The following is a 13,635-nucleotide window of genomic DNA, read 5'->3' as shown; positions in this document are numbered from 1 at the left end:
TTTTGAGAGCGGCAGCCGTATAACCGGTTTTTGCGCGCCAATAGTTAGTTCAGTTTTAGTAACAGGAAATTTATAGTTGATGAAGAAAATCTCTTCGGTAATGCTCATTGACGATGATGAGACAACAAATTACATTAATAAGCTGACCGTAACCCGTGCAGAAATAACCGATGAACTGTTGATCTCGCTGGACGGCAAAGCTGCCCTCGATGTGATACAGCAGCGTTGTGAGCAATCTATAGCATGCGGTGTGAACTGTGTGCCCGAACTGATTCTGCTGGATATTAACATGCCTGTGCTGGATGGCTTTGGTTTTCTGGAGGCACTGGCCAGGCTGGAAGCAATGCAAAAACATAAAGTGGTAATAGCCGTGCTCACTACCTCGCTTAACCCCCGTGATGTGGCTCGGGTAAAAGATGCCGGCGTTACCGAACTGCTAAACAAACCACTTACCCGCGAATCGCTTTTACAACTGGTGAACAAATACTTCCCCAGCGTATCCCCTGCTGTAGTTTCTAACTGATCACGACAGCGCCTGTGGTGCCGGGCCACCGGCAGGTTTCGATCTGTCTTCTGGAAGTGGTACAAACTCCTGGTTATCAGTAGGTGGTAACAGGATGCGCCCGGCTTTCCAATCGGCTTTTGCCTGTTCTATCCGCTCCTTCCGCGACGATACAAAATTCCACCAGATAAACCGTTCACCTAACGGCTCTCCGCCAAGCAGCATCAGGGTGGCAGCTGTTCTGGCAACTATAGTTGGCTCTGCATTTTTGTTGAATACCAGCATCTGGCCCGTGGTGTAAGTGCGGCCTGCTACTTCTATCGTACCTTTCGCTACATAAATGCCACGTTCGGTATGCTTGTCGGGTAAACTGAACCGGGCGTTAGGCTCCAGAATCACATGCAGGTAAAACAACGGCGAATGTGTTTTTACTTCGTTGCCGAGGCCGTAGGCATTGCCGGCAATCAGGCGCATCCACACGCCGGTATCCGTAAAAACGGGCAGTTCTTCGGGTTTATAGTTGGTAAAGGCAGGGGCCGCTTCTTCATCTTTTTCGGGCAGGGCCACCCAGGTCTGTATCATTTCCAGGGTGCCGCCGGCCAGCGCAGCCGGGTCTTCAAAGCGCTCTGAGTGGGCAATGCCGCTGCCGGCTGTCATCCAGTTCACTTCTCCCGGGCGTATGATCTGCTCCACGCCCAGACTGTCGCGGTGGGTTACCTGGCCGCCAAACAAATAGCTGACTGTAGATAAGCCAATGTGCGGGTGCGGCAGCACATCCATGGCATGGGTTTGGGCAGGAGCCACATCCACAGGGCCGGCATGGTCCATGAATATGAACGGGCCCACCATGCGGCGCAGCCTGAACGGAAGGATCCGGCGTACATCCATGCCCGGTGCCAGCGATGCTTTACGGGCTTCAATTACAATATCCAGCATAACTATAGTTTATAGTTTTAATCTTCAGAACGAAAAATAACCTTTTGCGGCCAACATTGCACAAGCATACAGCAACTACAACTATAGCAACCCTAATGTTTTAGGTAAACTATAGTCTGAAATGCAGCCTTTTAAAATCGAACTGCGTAACCTGCTCTGTACCAATCCTTCTCGCGTATGACCTTTTACACCACCAACCCCGAGCACCTTTTGTTTGATGCCGCCCGCAACGGCGATGTGGCTTACCTGAAAGAACGTATTGCCGAAGGCGCGGACCTGACGATAAGAAACGGCCGAGGCTTTACCCCCTTAATTATTGCCAGTTACGACGAGCACCTGGAAGCTACCAAACTGTTGCTGGAGGCCGGCGCAGACCCAAATGCCCAGGACAGCGGCGGCAATACGGCCCTGATGGGCGTAAGCTTTAAAGGCTACCCCGACATTGCCAGACTGCTGATAGCACACGGTGCCGACCTGAACCTGCAAAATGGCAGCGGCGGCACTGCCCTGATGTTTGCTACCCTGTTCGGGCGCAACCAACTGGTGAAACTGTTGCTGGAAGCCGGCGCAGATACAACCATACGCGATGCGCGCGGCCTTACTGCCCTGGACCTGGCTTACCAGCAAGGCAACGAGGAAGCAGTCAACCTCTTTCGGCAGGCCGGTAAACTATAATTGGTTTCATTGCCATAGCGATTTTGTAATCCGCTCTCAAAGCGCGAAACTATAGTTGCTGGAATATGCGCGTGAACTATAGTTTGGCACTTTAAAAGACTATGACTTACCGGTGTTGATAAATAAAAACTAATATAGTTAGTGTGGGTGGATAAATAACTAATTAAATTAGCGGTCTGGTCTTGCGTAATGTGTCGGCAGACATGCCATAGTTGCTGCTTTATGTTACTTCGGATCAGTTCTAAAAAGCGTAATCTATAGTTTACAGCAGCGTTTATAGTTGCTTTTTGCCCATGCCTGGTACAGCACCCGATCAGTTTTTTCAGGAAAGCCGCAGTTTTGCCGAGATCAGGCAGGAGTTATTCGGGAGGTACCTGGAGGTGTGGTGCGATCTGCAACAGGAAAAGCACAAAGGTGAAAATAAGTTACCGCTGTTGCTGATAGATCTGGAAGCCGGCGCTGACCTGTCCGAAACGGAAGATACTGCTACACTCGATCCTTATCTTTACAAAAGCATTCTGAAAAGAGAGCAGCAGCGCCAGCCGGTGCTTAGCTACCTTTACAGCAAACGGAAAACAGCCCTTGCGCAGCTCTGCGAAACGATACCGGCATTGCCTTTTTACGATGAACTGGAAACGCCGCCTGTGGTGCTGCACAATGCTGAAAATAAGGAGCAGACAACTATAGCACTGGAAGCCGGCCATCCTGCCCTTGTTTTCCTGGAGCCGTTCGGCAGCAGCTACGCGCAACAGGTACTGCAGCAAGCAATAGATAGCGAAAGCGCAGACCTTTTTATGCTCCTTCAACCGGAAACTATAGCCAGCGCTGTTACCACTGCAAAGCCATCGGCAGCACTCACCAGGTTGTTTGGCAGTCATCTGCAACCCATCCAGGCTTATTGCCGCAAGCAGAAAAGCAAAGCCAGGCGCGCCGCCTTCATTCTCGATATTTTTGAAGCTATCCTGAAAGAGAAAGAGTACTTTCTTCAGCGCTTCCACATAAACCTGCCCGGCACCGGGGCTGCTGCTTATTACCTGCTTTTTGCATCCCAAGACAGCTATAGTTACCGTAGTTTTAAGGAGATGCTGCTGCCCTATAGTATACTGCAACCCGATGGCGTGCCCCTGTTCATGGCCAATACGTTTGTGCAGCAACAGACCGAGCTGTTCGGGCAAAAGCCAGCCTATAGCATCGCGTGTCTGGAAGAGCAGATTCTGGCGCAGGAAGCACTGTACAAATACAAATCCATTGAGCAGATTTATACTACAGACCACGCCGGTACGCCATATACCCGCCAGAACTACCTGGAGGCCATTGAGCGGCTGCGCCGTGCCGGGAAAGCAGAATTGCTGAATGGCAGCACCATGCAGCCGGTGAAGCGCCCGGTGCCCTCGGCCAAAGTAAAGTTCAGATCCCGCTCCTGAAACTATAAGTAAAGATTTGCCCCACTGGTGTTAATCCTGTATTTTCAGGAACAGAAATGTTTAGCACCTAACCTATCCCTTTATGCTGCAACGCCAGGTTTACCGCATGCCCCGAGCAGGTTCCATCAACAACCTGGCCTTACAAACCGAAACGTTGCCAGCCCCGGCACCCGACGAAGTGTGCGTGCAGGTGAAAGCGATCGGGCTGAACTTTGCGGATATTTTTGCGATGCAGGGCCTCTACAGTGCTACTCCCAAAGGCGCTTTTGTTCCGGGGCTGGAGTTTTCGGGGGAGATAGCGGCCGTTGGCGAACAGGTAACCACCTGGAAAATAGGGGACAAGGTAATGGGTGTTACCCGGTTTGGCGGCTACACAACCCACCTGAACATCGATCAGCGCTACGTGATACCGCTTCCTGCCGGCTGGAGCTACGAGGAAGGTGCCGGTTACCTGGTGCAGGGACTTACGGCGTATTATGCGCTCACGCAGTTAGGCGCGCTGGAGCCGAACACCACCGTACTGATACACAGCGCAGCCGGCGGGGTAGGCATACTGGCTAACCGCATCTGCAAAAAGTACGGGGCCTATACCATAGGCACGGTCGGCAACCCGGGCAAAGCGGAGTTTTTACTTTCTTCCGAAGGCTATGATGACGTAATTGTGCGGGACAGCGAGTTTGAGCAGCGCCTGCGAACAGCCCTGCACGGCCGGCCCCTGCAGCTGATTATGGAATGTATTGGCGGCGACATATTGCAACAGGGCTGGAACATGCTGGCACCCATGGGGCGGATGGTGGTTTACGGCAACGCAAGCTTTACCACGCACTCTTCCAAACCAAATTACCCCAAACTGATCTGGCGTTACCTCTGGCGCCCCAAAATTGATCCGCTCCGGCTGCCCACAGAAAACAAATCGCTGATGGGGTTTAACCTGATTTACCTCTACGAACAGACCGACATGATGCACCGCCTGCTGCGCGAACTACAGGCCCTCGACCTGAAACCACAATACATAGGGCAGGTCTTTCCGTTCGGGCAGATGCACGAGGCGATCCGCTTGTTTCAGCTGGGGAAAACGATAGGCAAAGTAGTGGTAACCACACCGTAGTAAACTATAGTTTGGTAGCCCAACACCTATAGTTTGTAAAGACATGATACCTTTGGTCCGGTGATCCTACTTCATCTCAGTAGACCATTTACAATTTTTTATTACAGCTACCTGTAGTTTACAAAAAGTGAATTTGGTTTACCAATCCACTCAGCTTCTGAAGTATGCAGTGGTTTGGTGAATGTGTTATAACATTGATTTACTGAAAGTTATAGTTTGAGATGAGGAGGTGGGTCTGTTAACTTATTGTCGCTCAGAGAGAAATGAGATAGCCCCAGCTGTTAAAATGATCGGAAATTAGTGTAATATTTTGTTTGATGAATATTATGTATTGTCTGATTAAACTATAGATTTGTATTTATTGCGCTTACCATACAAACTTAACCGCACGCTATTTTATGCTTCAACGATTACTACTGGTACTGTTGCTTTTCCTTTCGCAGCAGGCTATTGCCCAGGAGTCAGGTGCCCGGCAGTACCGGTTATCAGGTACTGTAAAAGGAGCCTGGGGCGAAAAACTGGAAGGAGCCTACCTGGTATTCAGCTCGGGTAAAACCGCTCTCTCTGATAAGCAGGGCAGGTTTTCTGTTATGTTACCGGCTGGCAAACACGAAGTAACCTGCCAGTTCATCGGCATGACTCCTTTTCGCGAAACCGTTGTGCTGAACAGCGACAAAGAAGTGGTATTTACGCTGATACACCGCAATTTTGACCTGCAGGTAGTAGAGATCACCGGCCGCCAGGTGACAGACCCCAGCTCTACCAACATGGGCAGTACCTTTATAGACCAGAAACTGATGACGCGCATGCCCAAACTGCTGGGCGAAGCCGATGTGATTAGAACGGTTTCGGCTTTGCCGGGTGTGGTAAATGCCGGCGAAGGTACGTCCGGCTTTTTTGTGCGCGGTGGCAGTGCCGACCAGAACCTGGTGCTCATGGACGATGCTCCTTTGTTCAATGCCAATCACCTGTTCGGTTTTTTCTCGGTCTATAACCCCGATATCCTGAAGAGCTTTATGCTGCACCGCAGTGGTATCTCGGCAAGGTATGGCAGCCGCATCTCCTCGATACTGGATGTGAGCCTGCGCGATGGTAACCCCGATAAAATGCAGTACGAGATAGGCGTATCGCCGATAACCGGTAAACTGAGCATGGATGGCCCCTTGTCGGAGAAGGCAACGATGCTGGTGGCGGTGCGTGGGGCCTACCCGAACTATATCATGAAGCTGTTCCCGAGCCGGAACATAAAGCAGAGCTCCGGCCACTTTTACGATGCCAATCTCAAGCTCAAATACAAACTGAACGAAAATAACAACCTGAGCTTTTCAGGCTACTATAGCAACGACGGCTTTAAATTCCCCAATGACACCACCTACCAGTGGAGCAATGCACTGGGCACCGTAAAATGGAGCCACCTGTTCAATAATGACTTTTCGGGGGTGGCTACGCTGGTAAAAAGCGTGTATAAAAACAAAGTGGAAGGCCTCTCGACCGGCGAGGAATTTGAGCTACATTCCGGTGTAGACCTTACCCAGGCAAAGCTTGATTTCGGTTATTTCGGTTTAAAAGGGCACCAGGTAGATTTTGGCGGCGAAGCATCGCTGTACGCCATCGAACCCGGCGACCTGAGGCCGTCAGGCACCTCGAGCCTGAACCCGCGCACCATGCAGCAGGACAGGGGCATCGAAAAAACCTTGTATGTGAACGACGAGATCACCTTCAGCGAAAAGCTTTCGATCTCGCTGGGGCTGCGCTATTCGCATTTTGCCAAAATTGGTCCGGCCGTTTCGTATGTCTACGCCGAGGGCCAGCCGCGCAGCGAGCAGACCATTACCGACACCATTCACTATAGTTCCGGAAGCGTGGTAAAGACCTACCATGGCCTGGAACCACGTGCATCGGTAAAGTATAGCCTTACGCCGGCATCGTCGGTAAAAGTGGGTTATAGCCGTACACGCCAGTACATTCAGCTTATCTCCAACACGGCCGCCATCACGCCTGTCGATGTCTGGAAACTGTCCAACCAGTACATTAAACCGCAGGTAGCAGACCAGTTATCGGTGGGGTATTTTTATGCGGATACCGAAAGCATGTATGAGTTTAACTGGGAAGTGTACTATAAAAAACTATACAACCAGGTGGATTATAAAGATGGTGCCACGCTGCTGCTCAATCCGTCGCTGGAGTCGGATCTGCTGATCGGGGATGGGTACGCGTACGGCTCGGAGTGGATGGTGAAAAAGAACATCGGCCGCCTGAAAGGCTGGGTAAGCCTGACCTATTCCAGATCGATGCGCCAGATAGAGGGAGCAACAGCTGCCGAAACAATAAACAACGGGGATCCTTACCCATCGAACTATGACAAGCCGGTGAACGTGAACGTGTTTGCCGATTACCATTTATGGCCGGACTGGAAATTTACAGCCAACTTTACGTACACCACCGGCCGCCCGGTAACTTTAGCCGACTCGTGGTACTGGTACCAGGGGCAGATCTTTGCCAACTACTCAGGCCGTAACCAGGAGCGCATGCCCGATTACCATCGCCTCGATGTGTCGCTGAACCGCGAGCCTATTAAAAAAGAAAATGTGGAATACAGCTACGGTATTTCGGTATACAACCTGTACGGCCGCAAAAATGCCTACTCTATGCTGTACCAGCACTACTACGGCGAGCCACCAAGTGCCTACAAACTATCTGTTATTGGTGCCCCTATCCCTTCCATCAACTTTAATATTAAATTCTAAACCGATATGCTGAAACGGTTCCTTTATATAGCACTTGTATTCCTGGTTGGGTGTATTGACCCGGTAGATGTTGACCTGAGCACGCAGCAAAAACACCTGGTAGTAGAAGCTTATTTTACCAACATCGCGAAGCTGAACTATGTACGCCTGAGTTACTCGCAGCCCCATTCCGTGCCGTATAACCTGTTCGAGGAAAATGCCAGCGTGTACATTACCAGCGACCAGGGCGAAGCCTATAGTTTTTACTACGACAAGGCAGGCTTTTATTACCCGACAGCCGGCGGCGATGCCTTTGGTGTACCCGGGCGAACTTACACGCTCCATATTATGGCTGGTAACAAACTATACCAGTCGGAGCCGGTAAAAATGCGTGAAGCCCTGCCGATAGATGCCATACACTTTGAGGTAGATGAGCAGACCTATGCTTTTTACGGTGAGCGGGAGAAGCAACTGCTGCCAGGCTACAACGTGCTGATCGATTACCAGGACCCGGCCGATGAAAAGAATTACCTGCGCTGGTCTTTTGAAACGCAATATGAAGTACGCACCCAGCCCTGGGATTATATCCATCCGTTTACAGGGTTACCGGCACCAAAGGACTGCTGTGTGCAATGTTTCCTGAAAGACAGACTGGAATTGCTGCGGGTATCCGACGACCGCCTTACCAATGGCCGTAACGTACGCAATTTAGCGGTGCTGTTCATGCCTTTCGAGAAGTACCTGAATACCAAGAACAAGCTGACGGTGTACCAGCATTCTATTACCGACGAGGCTTACAATTTTTTCAGGATACTGGAACAACAGAAGAACAGTACCGGCACCGTGTTTGACCCGCCTCCTGCCGAGGTAAAAGGCAATATGAAAAATGCCGAGAATGAGAGTGAGCAAGTGATCGGCTTTTTTGATGTGTCGGGGGTGAGCATGAAGGAAGTGACCATTCTGCGCCAGGACATTGATTACCCGGTGGGGGAGTTCCGGTATCCGGATGACTGCCTCGTGCTGCCCGGCGCCACTACTGAACGGCCTGTGGGCTGGTAAACGTCCGGGCTATAGTTCAAGCATTTTCAGATCGCCTGTTCCAAAAGAGCAGGCGATTTTTTTTTGCGAAGCGGGCAATAGGTATCCCGAACTTTCAGGAAATAAAATAGCGGTTAGGTGCAACGGTTATAGTTGGCGCTTGTCTTTATACCAACACTAACCTGACACACATTTTAAACTTCAGACTATGGAAAAAAGGATACTCCCTTTGCTGTTTTACCTGTGCCTGTGCTGTGGCATTTCGGCCCTTGCCCAGAGCAGCCCAACCACAGCCGGCACCGGAAAAATATCCGGGGTGCTGGCCGACTCCCTTACCGGAAAACCTGTAGAGTTTGCAACGATAGCATTACTCTATGGCGGAACCGGAAATTCTGCAGCCGTGCAGATGACCAGCGCCACCGGCAAATTTGAATTTGCAGGCCTGCAGCCCGGCACCTACGAACTGGCCATCAGCTTTATCGGTTACCGCACCAAAACTGTAAAACAGCTCCAGATCACTACCCAGAAGCCAGCTATTGTTTTAGGTACTGTACGCTTTGCACCAACCGCTACGCAACTAAAGGAAGTAACGGTACAATCGTTGCGCCCGACTATTACCCAGGAAGCCGACAAACTGGTGGTGAGCATTGAGGGGACGGCACTGGCTGCCGGCAAGACCGCTTACGATGTGCTGGCCACCTCGCCGGGCGTTTTTGTGGACCCGGATGGCAATATACAACTGAATGGCCGCGCCGGGGCTACCGTAATGATCGATGGAAAACTGACCTACCTGTCCGCCCGCGACCTGCGCTCGCTGCTGGAGTCCATGGCTGCCGAGAACATCAAAAACATCGAGATCATCACCAACCCGTCTGCCAAATACGACGCCGAAGGCACCTCGGGTATCCTGAACATCAACCTTAAAAAGAACACCATTTTCGGGCTGAACGGCAGCGTGGCCGTGGGTGCAAACTATAACGGCGCAGATGTTGGCTACAGCACCACCGGCAGCATCAACTATAAATCGGGTAAGTGGAGTTCTTTTCTGAGCTTGGACATGGCACGGCGAGTGTTTGGCCGCGAAGCCACGTTTACGCGCGTGTTTAAGGACGAAGGCAACACCACGTACTTTGACCAGGTAGCCGAGTCGAATGGGGTAGTGCAGGGGCCGCCATCAGTGCGCGTGGGCTCCGACTATAGTTTAAATGACAAGCACAGCATCGGGTTTATGAGCTACTATGTTACCAATAAACTGCACGCCGATTTCCTGACCGACACGTATATTGGCAGCGCGCCCGGCAACTATAACCTTTTTGTAGAAGCCGACAACTATAACACCAACCGCTTCAGCAACTTTACAGGCAACCTGCATTATGCCGGCAAGTTCGATACGCTGGGCACCACGCTTACTGCCGACCTCGACTATGTGCGCATCACCAACCGGGGTTTTGCCAACTTCTACAACTATAGCACCGTTATTGGCGCCGGCGAGCCGGCAAAACGCGACCTGCTGTACACCGAAACACCCAGCGGCTTTGATATTTACGCCGCCAAACTGGATTTTACCAAACCGCTTCAAAACGGCCAGAAACTGGAAATGGGATTGAAAGCGAGCAAGGTGGTGTCGGATGCAGATTCCCGCTTTTTCCTGAACAATGGGCCGGTACCGGTACTGGATGCCCGCCGCACGAACCACTTTATTTACGACGAGACCATATATGCCGCCTATGCCAACTGGAACGGTAAACTGAGGGATAACCTGACACTGCAGGCTGGTCTGCGGGCCGAGCAAACGGTGTCGGAGGGAGAACTGGTGACGACCGGCGAAGTAGACCCCCGTGATTACCTCAGCCTGTTCCCGAGCGTTTTTCTGCAGCACAAGATCAGTGATAACTATGAGATAAACTATAACTATAGCCGCCGCATACAGCGCCCCAACTATGGCCACCTGAATCCTTTTTTCTCGTACCGCGATCAGTATACGTACTGGCTGGGCAACCCGGAGCTGCGCCCGCAATACACCAACTCGGTAGGCATAACCCAGTTGTTCCGGAAAACCTATAGCCTGAGCCTCAGCTACCAGCACAACCAGGATGTTATCGCCGAGCTGGTGCGCATTGTTCCCGAAGATACCACCACCATTTATTATGTGGGCAACGTGAACGACCTGCGCAGTATAGGTCTGACAGCTCTGGTCCCGGTCAAGATCATGAAGAACTGGGATACCAACAATACCTTTGTGCTGTCTTATAACGAGAACAGCGTGATAGTGGAGGAGCGCCAGGTGATCAACGACCAGGTGTATTACATGCTGCAGTCCAACCATACCATTGCCCTGCCACGTAAGTTTAAGCTGGAACTGAACGGAACATACTACAGCAAATCAGTGCATGCCCTTTATATTATTGAGCCGCGCTGGTGGGTAAACGGTGGCATCCGGAAAAGCTTTCTGGGTGATAAACTGGACGTGAGCCTGAACGTGAACGATATCTTTAAAAGCCAGCGCCTGGTACTGGGCACCAAACTGGACGATGGCAGCGTAAGTGATTTCGACCAGTACTTCAGGACACGCAATGCCACGCTCACCCTGCGTTACAACTTCAGTAAAGGGCAGAAAGTAGAAGAGCGCCGCCGCAACAACCTCGAAGAACTGAACCGCACCGGCGGCTGATAAAATCCTGCTGATAATAAAACGACAGCCCCAACTATAGAACAACCGTGTTACAGCCCATAACGCAGGTGTTCTATAGTTGGGGCTGTGGGTTTTAACGTACCAGAGCTGGAAAGGGGACATGCACCTATAGTTGGTAAGCTGTATTTTTGAGGACGAACTATAGCTATAGTTGCCGGAATTAACCGTAGCTTGCCATAGCAGTATACCATAACCTGACTTAAACTATAGCTAAGCCCGAACCCATGTACCAGGTATTGCTGGAAAGTATACACACCAAAGTGCACCTCACCGAAGCAGAACAGCAGTTATGCCAATCCTTTTTTGTGCCCGAAACGCTACACCGCAGGCAGTTTTTATTGCAGGAAGGCGACGTGTGCCGGCATATAGCCTTTGTGGAAAGTGGCGTGCTCCGTTCGTATACCCTCGATGCCAAAGGAGGGGAACACGTGGTGCAGTTTGCGCTGGAAGGCTGGTGGATCTCCGATAACTATAGCTTCCTGACGGGCGAGCCCTCTACCTTTAACATTGATGTGCTGGAAGACAGCGCCGTGCTGCTGCTCACCAAAGACGCCATGGACGAGCTGGTGTTGCAGGTACCCAAAATGGAGCGCTACTTCCGGTTACTGATGCAGAACAGCCTGATCGCGCTGCAGCGCCGCCTGGTAAGCTCGCTCAGCAATACCGCCGAAGAAAAGTATCTTAAACTCATCCAGACGTACCCTACCATTGTGCAGCGTGTGCCGCAACACATGATCGCCTCCTACCTGGGCATTACCCCCGAAACCCTCAGCCGCATCCGCAGACAACTGGCCACGCAGCACAGGCTATAGTTCTTTCTTGATCTATGTCAATGGAGCACTGGTACTTGCTGTTGTATCTTTGTATCATAGTATAAACGGCGGGCAACTATAGTCGGCAGCCATCGCACGAAACGTTACGCGACACTATGAACAGAAAAGATTTTATAAAAACATTAGCAATAGGAGCAGCAGGAATGACAACACTATCTGCCTTTAACAGATTTACAGACGGCCTTGCCGTAGACGATCAGCTGATGCCGGTGCTTTTTATCGGGCACGGCTCGCCGATGAACGGAATTGAAGACAACGAATTCAGCCGGTACTGGACAAAACTGGCCAAAGAGATACCAACACCTAAAGCCGTACTGGTAGTGTCAGCGCACTGGCTGAGCAAGGGCACCCGCATCACGGCCATGGACTTCCCGAAAACCATTCACGATTTCGGCGGATTTCCGCAGGAGTTGTTTGAGGTACAATACAAAGCACCCGGCAACCCGGCACTGGCCAAAGAAACAGCTGCTTTGCTTGCATCTACGGACGTGGAGCTGGACCACGACTGGGGCCTGGACCACGGCGCCTGGACAATTGTGCGCCACATGTACCCGGAAGCCAACATACCGGTGCTGCAGCTGAGCATAGACTATACCAAAGGCCCGCAATACCATTACGACCTGTCCAAGCAACTGGCTGCGCTGCGTAAAAAAGGCGTATTAATAATGGGCAGCGGCAACATGGTGCACAACCTGCGCATGGTAGCCTGGGACAAGCTGGATGCCTCGGAATACGGGTATGACTGGGCGATTCAGATGAACTCGAAGTTTAAGGAGCTCATCAGCAGCGGCCAGCACGATAAACTGATCAACTATGAGAAGCTGGGCCGCGAAGCCATGCTCGCCATCCCTACTCCCGAGCACTACTGGCCATTACTTTACACGTTAGGCCTGAAAGGCAGCAAAGACGATATCTCGTTCTTTAACGACAAAGCCGTAGGCGGCTCCCTGACCATGACATCGGTACGCATCGGGTAAATAAATTTTTGAACTAAGCAGAACTATAGCATAATGAACCTGACTATGAAACAAACCGAACTTCAGGATGACCTGGTGTTGCAATACCTTGTAAAGCCTGCCACACAGGAGGTCTCCAAAAAGAAAGCGATTATACTGCTACACGGCGTTGGCAGCAACGAAGCAGACCTTTTCAGCCTGGCGCCCCTGTTGCCTGCAGAGTTTATAGTGATATCGGCAAGAGGGCCGGTTACACTTGGCAGCGGCAGATACGCCTGGTACGAAGTGGATTTCTCATCGGGGAAGCCAGCTATAAATGCCGGTCAGGAAAAGCAAAGCCGCGAACGCATTCTGGAGTTTGTAGAACAGGTAAAGCAGAAGTATAGTTTGGATGAAGTATACCTGGGCGGTTTTAGCCAGGGCGCTATCATGAGCTATAGTTTAGGCCTGCTGCACCCGGGCACAATTACCGGAGTAGTGGCCCTGAGCGGAAGAATTCTGCAGGAAATAAGACCGGAAGTAAAACCGGGTAAAGATGTAGAGAATCTGAAGGTGTTTATAGCGCACGGCACACAGGACGGCACCTTGCCGGTACACTATGCCCGCGAAGCAAAAGAATACCTGCAGCAGTTACAGGTAACACCTGCCTGTTTTGAATACAACGGTGGCCACCAGATAACTCAGGAAGTACTCACCAACCTGGCCAACTGGCTGCAGAAATAAGCCGATCAATATAAACTAAGAT

Annotated in this window: 12 protein-coding genes; 10 read left to right on the top strand and 2 right to left on the bottom strand. The window is 51.2% G+C overall.

Features of this window, described 5'->3' with window-relative positions; translation table 11 throughout:
• Positions 1-79: 79 nt before the first annotated feature.
• Positions 80-523 carry a response regulator gene (locus H7F15_RS11225; protein ID WP_185197072.1) on the top strand — a complete coding sequence of 148 codons (444 nt, stop codon included), beginning with the start codon at positions 80-82 and terminating at the stop codon, positions 521-523.
• Here the strand turns inward: H7F15_RS11225 and H7F15_RS11220 are convergent, their stop codons facing one another.
• Positions 524-1,438 (bottom strand): pirin family protein, encoded by a 915-nt coding sequence (locus H7F15_RS11220; protein WP_185197071.1) that lies wholly within the window; start codon positions 1,436-1,438, stop codon positions 524-526.
• A 177-nt stretch (positions 1,439-1,615) separates the two neighbouring features.
• Between H7F15_RS11220 and H7F15_RS11215 the strand changes: the two genes are divergently transcribed.
• From H7F15_RS11215 to H7F15_RS11190, 6 genes are all read left to right on the top strand, one after another.
• Positions 1,616-2,113 carry an ankyrin repeat domain-containing protein gene (locus H7F15_RS11215; protein ID WP_185197070.1) on the top strand — a complete coding sequence of 166 codons (498 nt, stop codon included), beginning with the start codon at positions 1,616-1,618 and terminating at the stop codon, positions 2,111-2,113.
• 293 nt (positions 2,114-2,406) lie between these two features.
• Entirely contained in the window at positions 2,407-3,537 is a 1,131-nt protein-coding gene (locus tag H7F15_RS11210) for a hypothetical protein (protein WP_185197069.1), read from the top strand.
• 82 nt (positions 3,538-3,619) lie between these two features.
• Positions 3,620-4,645, top strand: a complete 1,026-nt coding sequence (locus tag H7F15_RS11205) for a medium chain dehydrogenase/reductase family protein (protein ID WP_185197068.1) — start codon at positions 3,620-3,622, stop codon at positions 4,643-4,645.
• Between the two features lie 398 nt (positions 4,646-5,043).
• Positions 5,044-7,392, top strand: a complete 2,349-nt coding sequence (locus tag H7F15_RS11200; protein WP_185197067.1) for a TonB-dependent receptor domain-containing protein — start codon at positions 5,044-5,046, stop codon at positions 7,390-7,392.
• A gap of 6 nt (positions 7,393-7,398) precedes the next feature.
• A complete protein-coding gene (locus H7F15_RS11195; RefSeq protein ID WP_185197066.1) occupies positions 7,399-8,430 on the top strand; it encodes a DUF4249 domain-containing protein in 1,032 nt (343 codons plus the stop codon).
• Positions 8,431-8,617: 187 nt separating this feature from the next.
• On the top strand, positions 8,618-11,080 hold the full coding sequence (locus H7F15_RS11190; protein ID WP_185197065.1) for a TonB-dependent receptor domain-containing protein: 2,463 nt from the start codon (positions 8,618-8,620) through the stop codon (positions 11,078-11,080).
• 50 nt (positions 11,081-11,130) lie between these two features.
• On the opposite strand, the gene H7F15_RS11185 is transcribed toward H7F15_RS11190, so the two are convergent.
• Positions 11,131-11,292: a hypothetical protein gene (locus tag H7F15_RS11185; RefSeq protein WP_185197064.1), complete on the bottom strand. Its 162-nt coding sequence runs from the start codon at positions 11,290-11,292 to the stop codon at positions 11,131-11,133.
• A 33-nt stretch (positions 11,293-11,325) separates the two neighbouring features.
• Here H7F15_RS11185 and H7F15_RS11180 point away from each other — a divergent pair, with 33 nt between their 5' ends.
• The 3 genes from H7F15_RS11180 (at position 11,326) to H7F15_RS11170 (ending at position 13,613) form a co-directional block, all read left to right on the top strand.
• Positions 11,326-11,913: a Crp/Fnr family transcriptional regulator gene (locus H7F15_RS11180; protein ID WP_185197063.1), complete on the top strand. Its 588-nt coding sequence runs from the start codon at positions 11,326-11,328 to the stop codon at positions 11,911-11,913.
• Positions 11,914-12,077: 164 nt separating this feature from the next.
• Positions 12,078-12,911 (top strand): 4,5-DOPA dioxygenase extradiol, encoded by an 834-nt coding sequence (gene ygiD / locus H7F15_RS11175; protein ID WP_185197062.1) that lies wholly within the window; start codon positions 12,078-12,080, stop codon positions 12,909-12,911.
• A gap of 45 nt (positions 12,912-12,956) precedes the next feature.
• A complete protein-coding gene (locus tag H7F15_RS11170; protein WP_255481194.1) occupies positions 12,957-13,613 on the top strand; it encodes an alpha/beta hydrolase in 657 nt (218 codons plus the stop codon).
• Positions 13,614-13,635 lie beyond the last annotated feature (22 nt).

This window comes from Pontibacter sp. Tf4, assembly GCF_014212495.1.
GTDB lineage: Bacteria > Bacteroidota > Bacteroidia > Cytophagales > Hymenobacteraceae > Pontibacter.
Note: the sequence above shows the minus strand (reverse complement) of the source record. Positions and strands in the feature narration are given on the sequence as shown.